The sequence below is a fragment of the Nocardioides marmoribigeumensis genome, from assembly GCF_031458325.1.
GTDB lineage: Bacteria > Actinomycetota > Actinomycetes > Propionibacteriales > Nocardioidaceae > Marmoricola_A > Marmoricola_A marmoribigeumensis.
In genome coordinates, this window is the sequence record NZ_JAVDYG010000001.1 from 4,073,036 (window position 1) to 4,092,132 (window position 19,097).

Sequence of the window (19,097 nt, forward strand, 5' to 3'; positions counted from 1 at the left end):
CGGCCTCAGTGGGCCGACTCGTCGTTGGTGTTGAGGATGCGGACCCCGCGGAAGAGCGCGGCGGGGCAGCCGTGCGAGACCGGGGCGACCTGCCCGGGTTGGGCCTTGCCGCAGTTGACCGCGCCACCGAGCTCCCAGGTCTGCGGTCCGCCCACGGCCTCCATCGAGCCCCAGAAGTCGGTGGTGGTGGCCTGGTAGGCGACGTCGCGCACCTGGCCGGCCAGCCGGCCGTCCTCGATGCGGAAGAACCGCTGCCCCGTGAACTGGAAGTTCTTGCGCTGCATGTCGATCGACCACGACTTGTCGCCCACGACGTAGAGCCCCCGCTCGACCTGCGCGACGAGGTCGTCGACGTCGGGCCCGTCGGGCGCGGGCTGCAGCGACACGTTGGCCATGCGCTGGATCGGCACGTGACCGGGGGAGTCGGCGTAGGCGCAGCCGTTGGACCGGCCACCCTCCAGGCCCGGGTTGAGCTCGGGGTGCATCGCGGCCATCGACCGGTCGAGCTGGTAGCCCACGAGCACCCCGTCGCGCACGATGTCCCACGACTGCGTCGCGACGCCCTCGTCGTCGTAGCCGATCGTGGACAGGCCGTGCTCGACGGTGCGGTCGCCGGTGACGTGCATGACCGGCGAGCCGTAGCGCAGGCTGCCGAGCTGGTCGATCGTCGCGAACGACGTGCCGGCGTAGGACGCCTCGTAGCCCAGCGCACGGTCGAGCTCGGTGGCGTGGCCGATCGACTCGTGGATGGTGAGCCACAGGTTGCTCGGGTGGATCACCAGGTCGTGCCGGCCGGCCTCCACGGTCGGGGCGTGCAGCTTGTCCTCGAGCAGGCCGGGCAGCGAGGCGAGGTCGGCGACCCAGTCGTGGCCGGTGCCGGAGAGGTACTCCCAACCGCGGCCCGCGGGCGGGCCGATCGTGCGCATGGTGTCGAACAGGCCGCGCCGGGTGTCGCTGCCCGAGACCTCGACCTCGGGGTGCACGCGGATGCGCTGCTGGGTGGTGCTGGTGCCGTGCAGGTCGGCGTAGAACTTCGCGTCGCGCCACATCCCGAGCGACCCGTGCGCGTGGTCGACCCGCGGGTCGGCGGACAGCTCACGGGTCCAGTCGGCGAGCAGGCCGACCTTGTCGCGGACCGGCACGTCGAACGGGTCGACCTCGTAGGAGGACACCCAGAACGCGTCGGCGTGCACCGGCTCGTCGGCCAGGTGAACGGCCCTGGTGGTCATGGTCGAGGCGACCTCGGCGGCCCGGACCGCTGCCGCGGCGAGACGCTCGGCCTCGACGGTGTCGAGCACGACGCCGGAGGCGAAACCCCACGCGCCGCGATGGACGACCCGCACCGCCATGCCGAGGTCGACCGAGTCGGCGACGCCCAGCACCTGTCCGTCGCGCACGGAGACGCGCTGGAACCGGTTGCGCTCGAGGCGGAAGTCGGCGTGCTGCACGCCCAGGGCGCGCGCCCGGTCGAGGGCCGCCTCCGCGAGCCGGTGCCGGGGGAGCGCCAGGAGGTCGGGGTCGATCAGGTCCTCAGCGTCGGCCATGGGCCGACCCTATGCGTCGGCGTGGGCGATGGCGACGTGTGAGCCCGTGCGCGTCGGCTGGACGTGGAGCTGGGTGGTGATGCGGGTGCGCAGCTCGCTGACGTGGCTGACCACCCCGACCGCGCGGCCGCCGGTGCGCAGGTCGTCGATGCGGTCCATCACCTGGTCGAGGGTCTCGGGGTCGAGCGTGCCGAAGCCCTCGTCGATGAACAGGGTGTCGACCTCCACCCCGCCCGACTCCTCGCCGATCACGTCGGCCAGCCCCAGGGCGAGCGCGAGGGAGACCACGAAGCACTCGCCGCCGGACAGCGAGGAGGGCGCACGCACCTCGCCGGTCCACTCGTCGAGGACCTCGAGATCGAGCCCCGCCTGGGAGTTGGCCCGTCGACCGCGCTGGGTGCGTCGCAGGAGGTAGCGGGTGTCCCGCATGTGGGAGAGCCGCGCGTTGGCGGCGTCGAGGACCTGGTCGAGGCGGGTCGCCAGGACGTAGGAGGACAGCCTCATGTGCAGACGGTTGCTGCCGGTGCCACGGACGAGGCTCGCCAGGTCGACCACCGTCGCGGCGTCGGCCTCGACGGGGGCCCACCTGTCGACCGCCACCGCGAGCTGGTCGACCTGGGCGCGCAGACCGGTGAGCTGCTGCCGGGCGTGGTCGCGCAGCGCCGAGACCCGGGCGTGCTCGTGGCGGGCCTGGCGCGCAGCCGCCTCGACGAGCGCGAGGTCGAGCCTGGTGGGGGCGGCGCCGGGGTCGGCGGGGTCGGCGGGGTCGGCGAGTTCGGCGGGTTCGTCGAGGTGGTCGGGGAGCGCGGCGACGTCGGGCTCGGCCAGGACCCCCTCGGCCTGCAGCCGGACGGACTCCCGCTCGCGCGCGGCGCGTTCGAGGGCGGCGCGCGTGGCCGGCTCGAGGAGAGCCGCCCGGGCCTCGTCGAGGTCGGCGAACCCCGCGGCCCACGCCGCGTCCTCGGCCTCGTGCTGGGCCTCGGCCAGCGCGGCACGGGCCGAGGCGTGCGCGGCGGTCGCCTCGACCAGCGCCCGGGTGAGGGTCGAGGTGCGGCTCACCGCGGCGAGGCGGTGCTCGAGGGCGGCGGCCAGCTCGTCCGGGCTCCTCGGGTCGGCCGTGTCCTGGTCGAGATCGGCAGCACCGGGGTCACCAGCACTGGGGCCGGAGGACGTGGAGCCGGCGGAGGCGGGGTCGGCGGGGTCGGCGGGGTCGAGCGCGCGACGCAGGTCGGCCGCCGCCGCGTCGCGGTCGCGCCGCAGCCCGTCGAGCCGTGCCGTGAGACCGGCGACCTCGGCGGTGGCGGCGTCGTGGTCGAGGGCTGCCTGGTCCAGCCGGTGGCGCAGGTCGTCGAGGCGGGTGGCGAGCGAGCGCCGTGCGGACTCCGCCTCACGGGCCACGTGGACGGCGCTGTCGGCCTCGCGGAGGGCGCGCTCGGCCTCGTCGCGGTCGAGACCGCCGGAGGCCTGCCGCGCGGTCGAGACGCGGGAACGCAGCTCCTCGGAGGTCCGCCGGGCGCTGTCGTGGAGCAGTCGCGCTCGGTCGGCCGCCGCCTGCGCCTCGGACTGGTCGGCCTCGGTGACGGCCGCCTGGGACGGGGCCGCCGGGGCGGGGTGGTCCGTGCTCCCGCAGACCTGGCAGGCCTCGCCGTCGACGAGGGCGCCGGCGAGCTCGGCGGCGATGCCCTCGAGCCGCCGGGCGACCAGGTCGAGGGCGTGGCCACGGGCGTCGTTGGCCGCGCTGTGAGCGTCTCGTTCGGCCTGCTCCGCGGCCTCGAGCCGGGGCAGGAGCTCGGCGTGCTGGATGGCCGACTGCAGCTGCCGGGTGGCCTCCTCGTGCCGCTCGAGGGCGGTGGGGAGACCGGCGGCGACCACCGTGACCTCCGCGAGCCGGCCCTCGAGGTCCGCGCGCTCGGCGGGCAGCGCGCCCCGCTCCTCGGCGACGGCGGACAGGACGGCCCTCGCCGCGTCGAGCGCGGACTCGGCCTCCTCACCGGCCTCCGACAGGCGGCGCAGGTCCTCCGCGCGCGAGCGCAGCCCGCGCAGGTGGTGCTCCTGCTCGGCGAGCCGTGCCAGGAGGGCGGCAGCGTCGCGGGCGCCGTCGAGGCTCTCGTCAGCCGGGAGGTCGTCGGCGAGCGCGTGGTCGGGGAGCAGGGCGGGAGCCGCGGCGAGCACACGACGCGCGGAGTCCTCGGCGACCCCGGCCGCGGCCGCCCGGGAGAACGCACGGTCGCGGGGGGCGAGCAGCGGCGCGACCAGGCGGGCCCGGCGGTCGGCGTCGAGGGTGGCGGCGTCGCGGTCCGCGGCGTCCGCACCGGCCTCGAGCGCCGCGAGGTCGGCGCGGGCCCGGTCGCGTCGCCGCAGGAGCACATCGGTGCGCCGGGCGTCGTCCGCCTCGCTCTCGGCGGCGTCGGCAGCGAGGGCGGACGCCTCGGCCTCGACCCCGAGCTCGTCGACCCGGGCCGCCGCGGCCGCGACGAGGGACTCGGCCCACTCGTGCAGAGCAGGTGCGTCCTGCGGAGCGAGGTCGCCCTGCAGCGCCTCGGGCAGCTCGGCGCCGGACCGGTCGCGGAGGACGGCCAGCAGCGTGCGCAGCTCGGCCAGGGAGGTCTGGGCCTGGTCGCGGACCGTGCGGGCCCGGTCGTGCATCCACTGCTCGATGCGGCTGAAGCGCTGGGTGGCGAACAGTCGCTCGAGGACGTCCCGGCGCTCGTCGGAGCGCGCCTTGAGGAACGTCTGGAAACCGCTCTGGGGCAGCAGGACCACCTGCATGAACTGCTCGGAGGTCATCCCCAGGAGGAGACCCAGCTCGTGTCCGACCTCCTGGGCCCGGTCGGAGACCAGCCGCTCGGTGCCGTCGGGCTCGATCTCGAACAACCGCGCCGAGGCCTGCTCCCGGGTGGTGCCCTCTCCTCGCCGCTTGGGACGGCGCCACTCCGGGGTGCGCACGACGCGCAGGCGCCGGCCGCGGAGGGTGAGCTCGAGCTCGACCCGGGGGGTCCGGTCGGCCGGGGCGTGGTCGGAGCGCAGGCCCCGGACCTCGCGGTCGCCGGGCACCACGGAGTAGAGGGCGAAGCAGACCGCGTCGAGCAGGCTGGTCTTGCCCGCGCCGGTGGGGCCGGTGAGCAGGAAGACCCCCGCCTCGTTGAGCGCGTCGAAGTTGACGACCTGGGTGTCGGCATAGGGACCGAAGGCGGTGACCTCGAGCCGGTGCAGCCGCATCACGCCACCCCGGTGTCGGGTCGCCCGAGCGGGTCGGCGTCGGGGTCCTCCTCGCGCAGGGCGCAGGTGCAGGCGAGCTGGAGCAGGAGCTCCTCCTCGGTGGTGGGCTCGAGGTCGCGGACGTCCTGGACGAACCCCAGGGCGACGTCGAGGTCGGACCGGCCGGTCACGTGCGGCACGACCGGGGCCCGGGTCACCGCCACGCCCTCGGGGTCGAAGTCGAGGGTCAGGGTGTGGGGGAAACGAGCGCGCAGCCGCTCGAGGGGAGCGGCCGGCCTGGCGGGGTCGGTGAGCGTGACCGCGAGGTAGAGCTGCTCGGCCGCCGCCAGCGACGGGTCGAGGAGCAGGTCGTCGAGCCGCCCGCGCACCCGCTGCAGCCCGCGGTGGACGGGCGCCGGGACGAGGTCGACCCGCTCGACCCCGTCGCGGCCCAGCTCCACCAGCCAGGACCCCTTGGCGTGGCCCTCCTCGGAGAAGGAGTAGGCCACCGGCGACCCGCTGTAGCGCACCGTCGGGGTCAGCTCGCGCGCTCCGTGGAGGTGGCCCAGGGCGACGTAGGACGGACGGGTGAACAACGACGTCGGGGCGATCGCGAGCCCACCCACGGCCAGCTCGCGCTCGCTGTCGCTGCGCATCGCGTCGGCCGACTCGGCCGACCCGGCCACGAACGCGTGGGCCATCACCACCGACCGGCCGCCGCGCCGGTCGAGGTCGGCGTGGACGCGCTCCATCGCCTCACCCAGGGCGGCCGCGTGGGTGCGCTGCTCGAGGCCCCAGGCCTGCCGCACGGCGTCGGGCTCGAGGTAGGGGATGCCGTGCACCGCGACCGTGCCCCAGTCGTCCTCGACCAGGACCGGTGTGCCGACGTCCTGCCACCGCGTGCGCAGGTGGACGCCCGCGGAGTCGACGAGCCGGGCGTTGCTGCCGAGCCGGATCGCGGAGTCGTGGTTGCCGCTGGTCACCACGACGCGGACCCCGAGACCGGCCAGCCGGCCCAGCACGTCGGAGGCGAGCTCGACCGCGCCCACCGGGGGCAGCGCCCGGTCGTGCACGTCGCCGGAGACGACGACGAGGTCCACCTGCTCGACGCGCACCGTCTCGACGAGGTGGTCGAGGTGGGCCGCCTGCGCCGGGAGCAGGTCGACCCCGTGGAACGACCGGCCCAGGTGCCAGTCGGAGGTGTGGAGGATGCGCACACCCTGACCGTAGGAAAGGGCTCCGACAGAACCCCGTCACCACGCCGGGCGCCTGTGGAGCAGCCGGTGCGGGCCGGGTCACACCAGCCGGGTCACACCAGGCGGTGCGCGCCGGCGTACGCCACGAAGCGCTCGTCGCGCGTGAACCCGACCAGGGTCTGACCCGCCTCGCGCGCCAGGCGCACGGCCAGGGAGGTCGGCGCGCCGACCGCGACCACCACGGGGATCCGCGCGGCCACGGCCTTCTGGACGACCTCGAAGCCGAGCCGCCCGCTCACGCAGAGGACGGCGTCGGGGTGGGTGCGAGGGTCCACGCCGGCGAGCAGCCGGTGGCCCACCACCTTGTCGACGGCGTTGTGGCGACCGACGTCCTCACGGACGACCACCGTCGCGCCGTCGACGGCGAAGAGGCCCGCGGCGTGCACGCCGCCCGTGCGGTCGAACAGGCCCTGGGACGCGCGCAGCGCCTCCGGCAGCCGGCGTACGACGGCCGGGGAGACCGCGACCGCGTCACCACCGGGGGCGTCGTGACCGCAGACCGCCAGGTCGAGCACGTCGCGCACGCTCTCTGCCCCGCAGACCCCGCACGCCGAGGACGCGGCGGTCAACGTGCCCCGCCGGGCCATCGGGGAGCGCGGAGGTGGCGAGTCGAGGTGGACGGTGACGACGTTGAGCTCCTCCTCGGGGGCGAGCGTCTCGTCGGTGCAATAGGCGATCGTGTCGACGTGGCCGGGCACCAGCACCCCCTCGGCGTGCAGCAGGCCGGCGGCGAGCTCGAAGTCGTGCCCAGGGGTGCGCATCGTGACGGCCACGCGCTCGGCGGGCCGGCCGGGCCAGGCCAGCCTCACCTCGAGCGGCTCCTCGGTGGCGACCTCGTCCTCGTGACGGCGGGTCCCGTCGGTCAGGTGCTCCTGGACGCGCAGGCGCGCGACCCGCCCGGGGCGGCGGGGTCGGATGCCCGAGGTGCTCACGTCGCCCAGGCTAGTCTCACCACGTGCAGGGCAATGGCGCAGGCGCAGGTGGGTCCGACGACCTGCCCGTGGTCTCCTACCGCGACTTCGGGGAGCAGTTCTTCTCGCGCGTGGTCACCCAGGAGCGCGTGGTCGGCGCCGTCGACGTGCTGGCGGGCCAGCCGATCGCCTTCGGCCCGATGGGCGTCGGCCCCGGCCGCCTGGTCAAGGTGACCGTCGACGGGGCCATCGGCGCCGCGACCAGCCGACCGGTCTTCGACCCCGAGCTCGTCGTCCACCGCGTCGAGCTGCCCGTGGACCTGCGCTTCGACCTCGACCTGGGGCTCGAGGTCCACACCTTCGAGGGGTCGCTGCAGGTGCCCCTCACGCTGACGGTCCGCGCGATCGACGGGCTGCGGGTGTTCATCGACGTCACCCCACCGCGCCCCAGCGAGGTCGGCATCCGGCTCAAGGCCCAGGGGCTGCGCGCCTCGGTGCTGCAGCGGGTCGCCGGGGTCGAGGGCGAGGTCAAGCGCTTCGTGGCGAAGTACGTCGCCCAGGAGGTCGAGAAGCCCCACATCCGCAAGGCGCGGGTCTTCGACGTGGGGGAGCAGGTCGACCGGGCCTGGGCGAGCATCGCCCCGTCGGGCTCCTCCCCGACGGTGGAGGCGATCCGCGGCGACTTCGTCGACGCGCTCGAGGAGGAGATCCTCGTGACCGCCGCCGGCACCGACGGGGCGGAGCGCGAGCCGTGAGCGGGCCGGCGTACGCCCCGGAGCAGGACCGCGGCGAGATCACCTACGAGGAGTTCGGCCGGCGTCTCTTCCAGCAGGTGCTGCACGCCGAGCGCATCGAGGACTCGATCGCCACCGTGCTGGGCGACCGCATCGAGCTGGGTCCCTTCGGGGCCGGGCCGGGCCGCTTCCTGGCCAAGGTCCGCGCGCTGGGCACCATCGGTCGCCCGACCGCCACGCCGCTGCCGGGTCCGATGGTGGCCTACCGCGTGGACCTGCCGATCGACGTCGCCTTCCACCTCGACCTCGCCGTCGACGTGCACACCTTCCACGCGGCGCTGGGCGTCCCGCTGGTCCTGACCGCGCGGGCCGCGGCGCCGCTGACGATCGTCTGGGACATCACGCCGCCCGAGCTCGACCAGATGCGGGTGCAGGTGCAGGTCGAGCGTCGCAGCAGCGAGCTGCTGCGACGCGTCGCGGGGATCGACGAGGAGCTGCGGCGCTTCATGCGGCGCTACGTCGTCAGGGAGCTGGCCAAGGAGCACGTGGAGCGCGCGACGCACATCCACCTCGGTGAGGTGATCGACGCGTCGTGGCCGATGATCGCAGCGGTGTTCCTCGAGCCGGGACCACGGGTCTGAGGGGGCGGGATGGAGCGGAGCAAGGCGGTCCTCAAGCGGGTCGCGCTGGAGACGGTGGGCTGGGTCCTCGTGGTGGTCGGCATCGCGGCGATCCCGCTGCCGGGGCCCGGGCTGCTCTGTCTGTTCGCGGGGCTCGCGGTGCTGTCCCAGCAGTACGAGTGGGCCGAGAAGCGCGTGCGGCCGGTCGAGAAGGCCGCGATGAAGGCCGCGGCCGACAGCGTGCAGACCTGGCCGCGCATCGTCCTGTCGTTGCTCGGGGTGGCGTGGCTGCACGCGATCGGCACCCTGTGGATCGTCGACCCCGACGCGCCGGGCTGGTGGCCGGTCGACGACAAGTGGTGGCTCTTCGGCGGCTTCTGGACCGGCGTGACGCTGGTCGGGTCCGGGCTGCTCGCGCTCGGCATCATGGTCTACAGCTTCGTGAAGTTCCGCGGGCAGGACGACCCGCGCAGCGCGGCCGGGGACACCGTGGGGTCGAGCAACTAGCCTGCTGCGCGTGAGCCCCTCACCGACCGGGCGCGTCCGCCCCGCGATCAAGGCCCTGATCGTGCGGGACGGTGCCCTGCTGGTCACCGTCAACAGCCACTGGACGCCGTTGTTCTACCTCCTGCCAGGGGGCGGCCAGCAGTTCGGCGAGTCGATGCGGGAGGCGTGCGCCCGGGAGTGCCGCGAGGAGGTCGGCGTCGACGTGACGGTCGGCGAGGTCGCGTTCGTCCGCGACTACATCGGGTCCCGGCACGAGTTCGCCGCCCAGGACAGCCACTACCACCAGATCGAGATCGCGTTCTGGGCCACCCTCGCGCCCGGTGCCGAGCCGGTGCAAGGTCCGGTGGGGGACTCCTTCCAGACCGGCATCCGCTGGCTCCCGCTCGACGAGCTCGACGACGCCCCGCTGTGGCCGCAGGCCCTCAAGGGCTGGCTCGCCGCCGACCCGGCCGACCGGCCCGTCTACCTCGGGGACGTCAACTGACGGTCGCGATCGAGCGGGGCGGGGCACCCAGGCGTCGCCTGACCTCGCCGGCGACCAGCGCCATGGTCCGCCGGGCGCGCGCAGGGTCCTCGGTCAGGAAGTAGTGGTCGACGTGCGGCGTCTCGTCGTAGACCACCTCCACGCCGGCCTCCCGCAGCCGGTCGGCGTAGCGCCGCCCGTCGTCGCGGAGCACGTCGAGCTGCCCGGTCAGCACGACCGCCGGCGGGAGCCCGGCCAGCGAGTCGGCCAGCACGGGGGAGGCGTACGCCGAGCCGCGGGTCAGTGGGTCGGGGAAGTAGACGCGGCGCACCATCCGGCGCAGGGCCGGCGAGATCATCCCGGGGTCGCCGTCCTGCGGCTCCTGCGCGAGGTCGAGGGCGGGACAGCCCAGCACCTGCAGGACCGGCCGGAAGGACCGCCGGTCCCGGGCCTGGAGCGCCACCGAGGCGGCGAGCCCGCCCCCGGAGGAGAAGCCGCTGAGCCCGACCCGGTCGTGCTCCAGCGCCAGCGACGCCGCCACGTCGTGGCACTGCTCGTGCGCGACGGGGAAGGACGTCCGCGGGGCCACGTCGAAGTCCACGTTGACCACGGTCACCCCGGTCTCGGCGACCAGGTAGCGGCACCACCAGTCGTCCATCTGCGGGCGCCGCATGAGGAACGCGCCGCCGTGGAGGTGGACCAGCACGCCCGCCCCGGGACGGCCGGCGTAGACGTGGACCGGCACCCGTCCGTGCCGGGTGTCGATGCGCCGCCGGAGGGGGCGGGGAAGGTCGCTGCCCGCGAAGCGCAACGGCTCGCCGTACCTCACGGTGCGCGCGGTGGCACGCATCGCCCAGACGGCGACGTGGTCCCGAGCGCGCATGCCCGGGGTTCGCGCGTGGGCGGAGGCGGGACGGGTCGACCGACGGGACGCTCAGTCGTCCTGGGCAGGTCGGCCCGTAAAGTCCTCCATCGTGCGGTGCACGCCGATGAGCCGTCCGGCGATGAGGTCGCGGGCCGGCAGGGGCAGGATCCCCTTCATCGTCTCGCCGAGCAGGACTCCCTTGGGCAGCACCAGCATCGGCTTGCCCTTGCGCATCGCCTTCCAGACCTTGGCGCAGACGTCCTCGGGCTCGAGCAGCGGCAGCAGGGGTGCGGACCTGGCGCCCTCGAACATGCCGGTCTTGATGTAGTAGGGCGCGACGGTCGTGATCCGCACGTGGTCGATGCCGGCCTGCTCGAGCTCGAGGCGCACCGAGTCGGAGAAGCCGATCGCCGCCCACTTGGACGCGGCGTAGACCGACATGCGCGGGTTGGCGGTGAACCCGGCGGCCGAGGCCACGTTGACGAGGCGGGCCTCCTCGCCCTGGTCGATCATGGCCGGCAGGAAGGCACGGGTGACGTACATCGGCGCCAGGCTGTTGATCCGCATGGTCAGCTCGGCGTCGACGAGGTCGGCGGGGGTCTCCCAGAAGTAGTCGTTGCCTCGGACGATGCCGGCGTTGTTGATCACCACGTGGGGGACGCCCACCTGCGCCAGGACCTGCTCGGCGACGGAGGTGACGAGCTCCTTGTCGGAGACGTCCACGGCGTAGTCGTGGACCGTTCCGCCCATCTGGCGCAGCTCCTGGGCGGTCTTCTCGAGGGCACCCTCGTCGAGGTCCCACAGGATGACCGCGGCGGCGCCCTCCTCCACGGCGATGCGTGCGTAGATCCTGCCCATGCCCATCGCGCCCCCGGTGATGAGCACCCGCTTGCCGGCCACGTTCTTCACGGTTGGTCCTCTGCTGTCGTGCGGTCGTCGGTCTGGTGGTCCTACCCCGGCGCGTCCCCGCTAGGCCTGGGCGTGCGGCAGGCGCCGGAGGGTCAGGCGACGAAGATGCAGAACGGGTGGCCGGCCGGGTCGACGAGCACGAACAGCGGCTCGTCGGGGTCGTCGCGGCGGTCGTACATCGTGCGGGCCCCGAGCTCCTCGGCCCGCTCCCGCTGACGGTCGAGCTGCTCGACGGAGTCCACGACGGTGTCGAGGTGCATCATCTGGGGCCGCGTCGGCGAGCCCCAGGTGGGCGGGGCCCAGCCCTCGGAGCGCTGGAAGGCGAGCTGGACGCCGTCGGGGTTGCGCAGCACGAGCCAGTCCTGACCCCGCTCGTCCGGCTCCCCGGCCGGCGGCGGCTCGTCGCCGTCGCGGTAGGTCAGTCCGAACAGCTGCCGGTAGAACTCCGCGAGGGCACGCGGGTCGTCGCTGTCGATCACCGTCTGCGCGATCCGGGGAGGGGTCTGGGGGTCTGAGGTCATCGCTCCACCGGTGTCTCGTCGTAGGCCCGGACCACGGTCGGCTCGAACGCGTCCGCGAGGGCGGCGTAGCCCTTGTCGTTGGGGTGGAAACGGTCGGCCGCGACCTTGCCGATCCACGTCCGCGGACCCTCGGCGGTCATGTCGACCACGCGGATCCGGCCTGCCCCCTCCGCCGCACGGATGTGGGCGTTGGAGCGCTGCGCGGCCGCTCGTGGCTGGGGGAGCGTGGAGACCACGCTCCCCTCCGGGAGTCGCGGGAGGAGGTCCTCGAAGCGCCCGGGCAGGTGGGGCCGGTGCGCCTTGTTGAAGAGGTCGTTGCTGCCGACCAGGACGGTGACCACGGCGCTCTGCGCGAGCGGGTCCGACGCCAGGAGCGAGTCCAGCAGGGGGACCTGCTGGTCGAGCACGTCGGAGAGGACCGCGCCCGTGGCCGACAGGTTGACCACGACGAGCCCCCGTCCAGAAGCGGTGAGGCGCTCGTGCAGCTGGTGCACCCAGCCACGGTCCCAGCTCGTGGCCCCCACGCTCTGGGACATCGAGTCACCCAGGACGTACCACCGCCGGCCGGGCTGCGCGAGGGCCGCGCGGTTGTGCGCGACCCACGCCTCGGCGTACGGCGCGACGTGCCGCTGCACGCGGCGCACCCCGGGCAGGACCAGGCCCAGCGCACGCAGCACCCGCCCGGGCTCTCGGCCCGTGCGGTTGTCGTAGGTGAACGGATCCACGCGGCGAACCTACGCGAGCAGGGGAGAGGTCAGGGTGCCGAGCGCGACCCGCTGCCGCCCTGCCTGGTCGAAGTTGTCGGGACCGAGCCACGCCTCGAGCGCACGGCGTACGGCGGGCCAGTCGCGGTCGACGACCGCGAACCAGTCGGTGTCGCGGTTGCGTCCCTTCATCACGAGGTGCTGGCGGAAACGGCCCTCGTAGGTGAAGCCGAGCCGGCGCGCGGCCGCCCGTGACGGCTCGTTGAGGCTGTCGCACTTCCACTCCACCCGGCGGTAGCCGAGGTCGTCGAAGGCGTGGCGCAGCAGGAGGTGGACGGTCTCGGTGGTCGCCGGGGTGCGCTGCACCGGCCGCGCGTGCAGGACGCCGCCGATCTCGACGACGCCGGACGCCGGGTCGGGCCGCATGAGCGAGACGAGACCGCGGGCGTCCCCACCCTGTGGGCACACCGCGAAGGTCTGGGTCGTCGGGTGCTCGACCTCGGCCAGCACCAGGGACAGCAGGTCCTCCTCGCTCCGTGGCCGGTCGACGGACCGGTAGGTCCACAGGGGCTCGTCGTCCGGCGAGCAGACGTGCGCGAGCAGCGCGGGCACGTGCTCAGGACCGAGTGGCTCGAGCCGCACGTGCCGGCCGTGCAGCAGCGTCGGAACGGGCAGGGGGCGGGGCGACCAGTCGGGGACGGGGTCCCCGACCGGCTGCTGCTGGGTGTCGAGAGGCACAGCCGGCACGCTAGCCGTCGGGACGGTCAGCGCATCCGGCGCTCGCCGTCCTTGATCGCTTCACGGATGCGCTGGTAGGTCCCGCAGCGGCAGATGTTGCGGATCTGGTCGAGGTCGGCCTCGGTGATCGAGCGACCCTCGCGACGGGCCCGGCGCACGAGGGCGACGGCCTGCATCACCTGGCCGGGCTGGCAGTAGCCGCACTGCGAGACGTCGTGGTCGATCCATGCCTGCTGCATCGGGTGCAGGTCGCCCGAGCCGCTGTCCGGGGCGTGGTCGGCGAGGCCCTCGATGGTGGTCACCTCGTCGCTCGGGTCGAGCTTGCCGACCGGGATCGAGCAGGGGTTGACCGCCTTGCCGTTGACGTGGGAGGTGCAGGCCTTGCACACGTTGATGCCGCAGCCGTACTTCGGCCCGGTGACACCGAGCCGGTCGCGGAGCACCCAGAGCAGGCGCTCGTGGTCGGGGGCCTTCACGGTCACCTTGCGGCCGTTGAGGATGAAAGTCTGGTCAGGCATGTCGATCTCCTCAGTGGGCCTTGTCGAGACCGTCGGTGGGGGACGGCGGGACAGGGGGCACGAACGACTTGGGCGTGAACGGGAGCGGGTCCCGGTGGTTGATCGGGAAGTACGTCGGGATGCTGCCGGTCGCTGCGCCGTACGCCGAGGCCACCGCGGCGAAGGTCGCCGCGACCCCGGCCTCGCCGGCCCCGCCGGGCTCGGTGCTGTCCGAGGGCATGACGTGCACGTCGACGCGGAGCGGGGTGTTCCACTGGCGCGTGTAGAAGTAGTTGTCCCAGCTGGCCTCGAGGAAGCGGCCGTCCTGCAGGTGGCAGCTCGAGGTGAGCGCGAGCGCGATGCCGTCGTTGATGCCGCCGAGCATCTGCGCCTCGAGCCCGCGCGGGTTGACCACCAGCCCGGCGTCGACGGCGAAGGTCACGCGCCGCACCCGCGGGCCGGTGACCGCCTCCTTCTGCACGTAGCGGCTCACCGTCTCCGGGCGGCAGTCGATCTCGACCAGCGCGGCCGTGACGCCCTTGTACTCCTTGTGGATCGCGATGCCCTGCGCGACGCCGGCGGGCAGGGACCGGCCCCAGCCGCCCTCCTTGGCGACCTTCTCCAGCACCGCCCGAGTGCGGTCGTCCTTGACGAACTTGAGCCGGAACGCCAGGCGGTCCATCTTCATCGCCTTGGCGAGCTTGTCCATGGTGAGCTCGACGGCAACCCGGGAGTCGGGGGAGTAGATGTTGCGCATCGAGCCGGTGTTGAACCGCTCGTCGGTCTCGTTGATCACCTGATCGACGACGCCGAAGTTGAACGGCACCTCCTGCGTGAGGTTCCAGACCGTCTGCGCGTAGCCGAGGTTGCCGAGCGCGCCCGGGGGGAGCTCCGCGGCGTACGCCGAGATGATCTCGCCGAGGCCGTGGCGGAAGTCGGTCTCCACGCTGGTGTGGCGCTGCTCGAGCGAGAGCACCTCGCCGTTGGCGTAGGACGCCCGCACGCGCGAGATCGCCATCGGGTGGCCGCGCCCCTGGCGGGGCTCGTCGGCGCGGTGCCACATCAGCTTGACCGGCTTGCCCATCGCCTTGCTGATCGCGGCGGCCTCGAGGCCGGCGTCGTAGAAGAGCTTGCGGCCGAAGGACCCGCCGCCCTGGGTGACGTGCAGCGTCACCTGGTCCGGCGTGAGGCCGAGCATCGTGGCGATGCGCTCCTGCGCGGTGACCGGCGACTTGAAGGAGCCCCAGATCTCGGCGCGATCGGCGCGCACGTCGGCGATCGCGCAGTTGGGCTCGAGCGAGGAGTTGCTGCGGAAGTAGAAGACCAGCTCGGTCTCGACGGTCTTCGCGATCGGCAGGGCGGGGGCGAGCGGCAGCTGGGCGGCGCGGAGCTCGGCGAGGATCTCCTTGTCGGACTCGCCCTTGACCGGGCCTGCCTTCCACTGCACGTCGAGCGCGCGGACCGCGTCGATGCACTGGCCGAAGGTCGTCGCGCGGACGGCGACGCCGGTGTCGACCATGACCACGTGCGTGACGCCGGGCATCGCCAGGACCGCGGCCCGGTTGTTGATCCGCACCGGTGTGCCGTTGAGGGTCGGCGGCCGGCAGACCATCGTCGGCAGGGCGCCGGGGACCTCGAGGTCCATGGCGAACTTCTTCTGGCCGGTGACGATCGCGCGGGCGTCCTTGCGACCGCGGGCCGTGCCGATGACCGTGAAGTCGGCCGGGTCCTTGAGCGCCACGCGGACGCCCTTGGTGGTCGAGGTCGCGCCGGCCTTGGCGAGCTGGGCGTAGGTGAGGCTGCCGGACGGCCCGGTGACGACCCCGTTGCTCACCGAGAGCTTGTCGATCGCGTCGCCCAGCTGGGCCGAGGCAGCGGCCAGGAGCGCGCCCCTGGCGGCGGCTGCGGCGACCCGGATCGGCGTGAACGTCGAGATCGTCGTGTTGGACCCGCCGGTGAGCTGGTTCCACACCAGCTCGGGTCGCGCGGGCGCGAGGGTCACGTGGACCTTGCTCACCGGGAGGTCGAGCTCCTCGGCGATGATCATCGCCGTCGAGGTCGTCACGCCCTGCCCGACCTCGGCGCGGGGGAGCTCGAACGAGGCGGTCCCGTCCTCGTGGACGACGACCGTGATGAGGTTGGCGGTCGGCCGCGCGGCGTCGGTGAGCAGGTCGTTGAGGTCGTACTGCTCGGGGATCTGCGGCGGGCTCGGGACGACCGCGGCGGCCGGGCGGAACCAGCCCTGCCCGAGGTCGGCCGCGGCCGCGACGGTGGTCGAGGCGACCAGCCAGGCGAGGAAGGTACGGCGGCCAAGGCCACCTCCCACCTCCTCGTCCAGGTGGTCGGTCGGGGTGGGTGGGTTCTCGTCCAGCACGCTGGCTCCTCCTGCTCCCTGGCCGGTGGGGGACGGCCTGACTCACCAACGACCGGGTGTGGCGCCGGTCACGGCTGGTTCGGCCACGATCTGTGACGGGATGGGTGCGAGTTCCTCCCGGAGTGGGACGGTCCCGAAACGGGTAGGTAGGTGACATGTCATCCCAGCTCACCGTCGCCGTGGTCGGCGGCCACGGACAGATCGCCCGCCTCCTCCACCCCCTGCTGCTCGAGGCCGGCCACACGCCGGTCGCCCTGGTCCGGCGCGACGACCAGGCCGAGCGCCTGCAGGCCGAGGGGGTCACCACCCGCCGCCTCGACCTCGAGGCCGACGACGTCGAGACCTTCGCCCGGGCCTTCGAGGGCTGTGACGCCGTCGTCTTCGCAGCCGGGGGAGGGGCCGACGGCAACGCCGCGCGCAAGCGCGCGGTCGACCTCGAGGGCTCGACGAAGTCCGCGGACGCGGCCCGGCAGGCCGGCGTACGACGGTTCGTGCAGGTCTCCGCGATCGACATGGACAAGCCGTTGCCCGCCGACACCGACGAGGTGTGGCGGGCCTACGTCGAGGCCAAGCGTGACGCCGACGCCCACCTGCGCGGCACCGGCCTCGACTGGACGATCATCCGCCCCGGGCGGCTGACCGACGACGGCGCCACCGGCCTGGTCGCCCTCGGCGACGACGTCGCCCGTGGCGACGTCGCCCGCGCCGACGTGGCCGCCGTCCTCCTTGCCGTGCTGGAGGACGACCGGTCGGTCCGGCACCAGTGGAACCTCGTGGGCGGGGACACCCCCGTCGCCGACGCGGTGGAGCACGCCCTGGGCTGAGGGCCTCGGGACCGAGGTCCCGACTTCGGGAGCAGTCGGCAGGAGGTGCAACCTCCTGCGCGGGCGCCGCGTCCTGGGTTCGCAACGGTCACCCGAACCCGAAAGAGGCACTGCCATGACCAGCTCCCGCTCCACCCGCTCCACCCGTCGTACCCCCCTGGCCGTCCCGCGCTCGCGCGCCCTGATGCTGAGCACCGCCTCGGTCGCCGGTGGCGTGGCGCTGATCGCCGGTGGCTACGCCCAGGCCGCAGAACCGACGCGGGCTGCGGCTCCGTCCACCACCTCGGCGGTGTCGACGTCCTCGATGTCCACCACCTCGACGTCCACCGCCGGCCCCGTGCAGGTCGAGCACGAGGTCGGCACCGTGCTCGAGGGATCCGCCGACGCGGGGATCCCCGTCGCGGTGACGCTCTACGAGAACAACCTGCACGGCTCGTCGATCCAGGTGGTCCTCGGTGACCCCGACGCGGACGACATCGGCTACGTCGAGCAGGAGGGCGCCTTCGTCCACGACGGCGTCCTCGACGTGACCGTCGACGTGCAGGGCACTCCGGTGCGCCTCCACGGCACGGTCACCCCGAGCGGCCGCCCGGCCAGGCTGGTCGACCCGATGCAGGACAACGGCGAGCAGATCGTCGTCAAGGGCACCAACACGGCCCTGGCGACCGACGTCGACGTGACCGTCCGCGGCACGAGCGCCCCGGTGCAGTTCGCCCCGGCGTTCTCCTTCGACCTCGAGTCCCGCACGGTCACCCTCTACGGGCGCTGAACCCCAGCCCCCACCCCCGGCAGGGCGGCACCACCGGTGCCGCCCTGCTCGTTTCTGCGGTCCGGCTGCGGGGGTGCGCGCTAGTTTGCGGGGTGGAGGTGGTCCCATGCAGGAGCCGGTTCGTGGTCCGAGGTTGTTGGAGAGCGACGGCGCGACCGCGATCGCCTGGGTCTGGCCGCAGGCCGCCGGGCCCGAGCTCCTGTGGGTCCGCGCACGGAGCCCCGAGTCGCTCCTCACCCCTGCGGCCGCCGTGGCCGTCGCGCGCACGTGCCCGGGGCAGGTCGTCGCCACGGAGGACGTCGCCCTGTCCGCCGCCCTCGCCGACGCGGGCCTGCCGCTCGTGCGGCACCTGCACGCCATGGCCGCCGACCCCCGACAGGTGGCCACCGCCCGGGTCCGCGACGACCTCCGTCTGGCGCCCTTGTCCGAGGCCCCGCTCGACGCGCTCGCGCGACTGCGCCTCGCCGCCTTTCCTCCCGGGCACCCCGACCACAGCGAGGAGACCGTGGAGCAGCGCGTCGCGGCGTTCGGCCACGAGCTGGCCGATCCCGACAACCTGGTCCACCCCTCGAGCCGCTCGGCCTGGCTGGGCGACGACCTGGTCGGCTGCTGCGTGGTCACCGACTCCCGGCACATGCCGGGGTTCGTGGGCCCGTGGGTGATGAACGTGTCGCGCCTGCCGGGGAAGCGGGCCGGGGGAGCGGGGGCGGCGATGCTGGTCGACGCGGCCCGAGCGGTCTCGGACGCGGGTGGCGACTACCTCGGCCTCGCGGTCACCGACACCAACCCGGCACGACGGCTCTACGAGCGGATGGGCTGGTCCGGCCTGGAGATGTGGCTGCACCACGTGCCCGAGGGACAGGGGTGAACCCTGCCGAGCAGTGGGACCTCGACCCGGTGGCGATGCGCGAGCAGCTCAACGCGTGGCCGACCTTCGCGGCCCAGCGCATCGTGGTGGAGGAGATCGCGGCCGACTGGTCGCGAGTGGTGGTGTCGATGCGCGTCGGGTCCGACAACGCCAACTACTTCGGCACGGCGTTCGGGGGGTCGATGTTCGCGATGGTCGACCCGTTCGTCGTCGTGCTGGCCGCCAAGCAGCTCGGGCCGTCGTACGCCGTGTGGGACCAGGCGGCCGAGATCGACTTCCTGCGGCCGGGCACGGGCACGGTGACGGCGGTCGTGGGGATGCCCGCCGAGGTGGTCGGCTCGCTGGCCGACGAGGCGCGGGGCGGCACCAAGGTGCTGCGGTGGTTCGAGGTGCCGGTCCTCGGCGAGGACGGTGCTCCGGTGGCCGTGCAGCGTCGGCGGCTCTACGTCCGGGAGCGCCGCTGACCCGCCTCGGAGGTGTCGGTGGACCGCGACCGGCTGACAGCAGAGCATCATCTGTCATGATGCTATGCTGTCACCATGCGCACGACGGTGACCTTGGACGCCGATACGGAGGCTGAGGTGCGGCGGTTGATGGCAGAGCGGGGAGTCTCGTTCAAGCAGGCCCTCAACGACGCGATCCGGGCGGGGGCCCGGCCCCGACGTGCGGCTCGCTTCGCCACCCGCACGCGCGCCATGGGCACTCCGTCGCTCGACCTCGACAAGGCCCTCGCACTGGCGGGCGAGATCGAGGACGACGAGCTCGTCCGGCGACTGCGCCAAGGGCAGTGACTCC

20 protein-coding genes are annotated in these 19,097 nt (G+C 73.7%); 9 read left to right on the plus strand and 11 right to left on the minus strand.

Features of this window, described 5'->3' with window-relative positions; genetic code table 11:
• Positions 1-5 precede the first annotated feature (5 nt).
• The 4 genes from J2S63_RS19455 to J2S63_RS19470 form a co-directional block, all read right to left on the minus strand.
• A complete protein-coding gene (locus J2S63_RS19455) occupies positions 6-1,544 on the minus strand; it encodes a TldD/PmbA family protein (RefSeq protein WP_310305838.1) in 1,539 nt (512 codons plus the stop codon).
• Positions 1,545-1,553: 9 nt separating this feature from the next.
• Positions 1,554-4,763, minus strand: coding sequence for an AAA family ATPase (locus J2S63_RS19460; RefSeq protein WP_310305840.1), 3,210 nt, complete (start codon positions 4,761-4,763; stop codon positions 1,554-1,556).
• Positions 4,763-5,959, minus strand: a complete 1,197-nt coding sequence (locus J2S63_RS19465) for a metallophosphoesterase family protein (protein ID WP_310305843.1) — start codon at positions 5,957-5,959, stop codon at positions 4,763-4,765. The genes J2S63_RS19460 and J2S63_RS19465 overlap by 1 nt, the downstream gene beginning before the upstream one ends.
• Positions 5,960-6,051: 92 nt before the next feature.
• On the minus strand, positions 6,052-6,930 hold the full coding sequence (locus tag J2S63_RS19470; RefSeq protein ID WP_310305846.1) for a formate dehydrogenase accessory sulfurtransferase FdhD: 879 nt from the start codon (positions 6,928-6,930) through the stop codon (positions 6,052-6,054).
• A 23-nt stretch (positions 6,931-6,953) separates the two neighbouring features.
• Here J2S63_RS19470 and J2S63_RS19475 point away from each other — a divergent pair, with 23 nt between their 5' ends.
• From J2S63_RS19475 to J2S63_RS19490, 4 genes are read left to right on the plus strand one after another with little or no spacing between them, the layout of a single operon-like run.
• Entirely contained in the window at positions 6,954-7,664 is a 711-nt protein-coding gene (locus J2S63_RS19475; RefSeq protein WP_310305848.1) for a hypothetical protein, read from the plus strand.
• Entirely contained in the window at positions 7,661-8,284 is a 624-nt protein-coding gene (locus tag J2S63_RS19480; RefSeq protein ID WP_310305851.1) for a hypothetical protein, read from the plus strand. The genes J2S63_RS19475 and J2S63_RS19480 overlap by 4 nt, the downstream gene beginning before the upstream one ends.
• Positions 8,285-8,293: 9 nt before the next feature.
• Complete coding sequence (locus J2S63_RS19485) at positions 8,294-8,770, plus strand: PGPGW domain-containing protein (RefSeq protein ID WP_310305853.1); 477 nt, start codon at positions 8,294-8,296, stop codon at positions 8,768-8,770.
• 10 nt (positions 8,771-8,780) lie between these two features.
• Complete coding sequence (locus J2S63_RS19490) at positions 8,781-9,254, plus strand: NUDIX domain-containing protein (RefSeq protein ID WP_310305856.1); 474 nt, start codon at positions 8,781-8,783, stop codon at positions 9,252-9,254.
• Here J2S63_RS19490 and J2S63_RS19495 read toward each other — a convergent pair.
• The 7 genes from J2S63_RS19495 to J2S63_RS19525 all read right to left on the minus strand — a co-directional run bounded on the left by J2S63_RS19495 (position 9,247) and on the right by J2S63_RS19525 (position 15,841).
• Positions 9,247-10,116, minus strand: a complete 870-nt coding sequence (locus tag J2S63_RS19495) for an alpha/beta hydrolase fold domain-containing protein (protein ID WP_310305860.1) — start codon at positions 10,114-10,116, stop codon at positions 9,247-9,249. The two genes, J2S63_RS19490 and J2S63_RS19495, sit on opposite strands and share 8 nt — an antisense overlap.
• Positions 10,117-10,167: 51 nt before the next feature.
• Positions 10,168-11,007: an SDR family oxidoreductase gene (locus J2S63_RS19500; RefSeq protein WP_310305863.1), complete on the minus strand. Its 840-nt coding sequence runs from the start codon at positions 11,005-11,007 to the stop codon at positions 10,168-10,170.
• A 92-nt stretch (positions 11,008-11,099) separates the two neighbouring features.
• Entirely contained in the window at positions 11,100-11,528 is a 429-nt protein-coding gene (locus J2S63_RS19505; protein WP_310305864.1) for a VOC family protein, read from the minus strand.
• On the minus strand, positions 11,525-12,253 hold the full coding sequence (locus J2S63_RS19510; protein WP_310305866.1) for an SGNH/GDSL hydrolase family protein: 729 nt from the start codon (positions 12,251-12,253) through the stop codon (positions 11,525-11,527). Before J2S63_RS19510 ends, J2S63_RS19505 begins: the two co-directional genes overlap by 4 nt.
• 9 nt (positions 12,254-12,262) lie before the next feature.
• Complete coding sequence (locus tag J2S63_RS19515) at positions 12,263-12,970, minus strand: GNAT family N-acetyltransferase (RefSeq protein ID WP_310305869.1); 708 nt, start codon at positions 12,968-12,970, stop codon at positions 12,263-12,265.
• A 26-nt stretch (positions 12,971-12,996) separates the two neighbouring features.
• On the minus strand, positions 12,997-13,488 hold the full coding sequence (locus J2S63_RS19520; RefSeq protein WP_310305871.1) for a (2Fe-2S)-binding protein: 492 nt from the start codon (positions 13,486-13,488) through the stop codon (positions 12,997-12,999).
• A gap of 10 nt (positions 13,489-13,498) precedes the next feature.
• The gene (locus J2S63_RS19525; RefSeq protein ID WP_310305874.1) at positions 13,499-15,841 is read right to left on the minus strand and encodes a molybdopterin cofactor-binding domain-containing protein; all 2,343 of its coding nucleotides are present in this window, start codon (positions 15,839-15,841) and stop codon (positions 13,499-13,501) included.
• 155 nt (positions 15,842-15,996) lie between these two features.
• Between J2S63_RS19525 and J2S63_RS19530 the strand changes: the two genes are divergently transcribed.
• The 5 genes from J2S63_RS19530 to J2S63_RS19550 all read left to right on the plus strand — a co-directional run bounded on the left by J2S63_RS19530 (position 15,997) and on the right by J2S63_RS19550 (position 19,093).
• Positions 15,997-16,665, plus strand: a complete 669-nt coding sequence (locus J2S63_RS19530; RefSeq protein ID WP_310305877.1) for an SDR family oxidoreductase — start codon at positions 15,997-15,999, stop codon at positions 16,663-16,665.
• Between the two features lie 115 nt (positions 16,666-16,780).
• Complete coding sequence (locus J2S63_RS19535) at positions 16,781-17,434, plus strand: hypothetical protein (RefSeq protein WP_310305882.1); 654 nt, start codon at positions 16,781-16,783, stop codon at positions 17,432-17,434.
• A 106-nt stretch (positions 17,435-17,540) separates the two neighbouring features.
• Positions 17,541-18,302 (plus strand): GNAT family N-acetyltransferase, encoded by a 762-nt coding sequence (locus tag J2S63_RS19540; protein WP_310305885.1) that lies wholly within the window; start codon positions 17,541-17,543, stop codon positions 18,300-18,302.
• Complete coding sequence (locus J2S63_RS19545) at positions 18,299-18,766, plus strand: PaaI family thioesterase (protein ID WP_310305887.1); 468 nt, start codon at positions 18,299-18,301, stop codon at positions 18,764-18,766. Before J2S63_RS19540 ends, J2S63_RS19545 begins: the two co-directional genes overlap by 4 nt.
• A 129-nt stretch (positions 18,767-18,895) precedes the next feature.
• Positions 18,896-19,093: a hypothetical protein gene (locus J2S63_RS19550; RefSeq protein ID WP_310305889.1), complete on the plus strand. Its 198-nt coding sequence runs from the start codon at positions 18,896-18,898 to the stop codon at positions 19,091-19,093.
• Positions 19,094-19,097 lie beyond the last annotated feature (4 nt).

Bases quoted from the DNA above. Each gene is read 5' to 3' on its own strand.
- J2S63_RS19455 (WP_310305838.1), bottom strand. From the start codon at position 1,544: ATGGCCGACGCTGAGGACCTGATCGACCCCGACCTCCTGGCGCTCCCC.
- J2S63_RS19460 (WP_310305840.1), bottom strand. From the start codon at position 4,763: ATGCGGCTGCACCGGCTCGAGGTCACCGCCTTCGGTCCCTATGCCGAC.
- J2S63_RS19485 (WP_310305853.1), top strand. From the start codon at position 8,294: ATGGAGCGGAGCAAGGCGGTCCTCAAGCGGGTCGCGCTGGAGACGGTG.
- J2S63_RS19495 (WP_310305860.1), bottom strand. From the start codon at position 10,116: ATGCGCGCTCGGGACCACGTCGCCGTCTGGGCGATGCGTGCCACCGCG.
- J2S63_RS19505 (WP_310305864.1), bottom strand. From the start codon at position 11,528: ATGACCTCAGACCCCCAGACCCCTCCCCGGATCGCGCAGACGGTGATC.
- J2S63_RS19520 (WP_310305871.1), bottom strand. From the start codon at position 13,488: ATGCCTGACCAGACTTTCATCCTCAACGGCCGCAAGGTGACCGTGAAG.
- J2S63_RS19530 (WP_310305877.1), top strand. From the start codon at position 15,997: ATGTCATCCCAGCTCACCGTCGCCGTGGTCGGCGGCCACGGACAGATC.
- J2S63_RS19535 (WP_310305882.1), top strand. From the start codon at position 16,781: ATGACCAGCTCCCGCTCCACCCGCTCCACCCGTCGTACCCCCCTGGCC.
- J2S63_RS19540 (WP_310305885.1), top strand. From the start codon at position 17,541: ATGCAGGAGCCGGTTCGTGGTCCGAGGTTGTTGGAGAGCGACGGCGCG.
- J2S63_RS19550 (WP_310305889.1), top strand. From the start codon at position 18,896: ATGGCAGAGCGGGGAGTCTCGTTCAAGCAGGCCCTCAACGACGCGATC.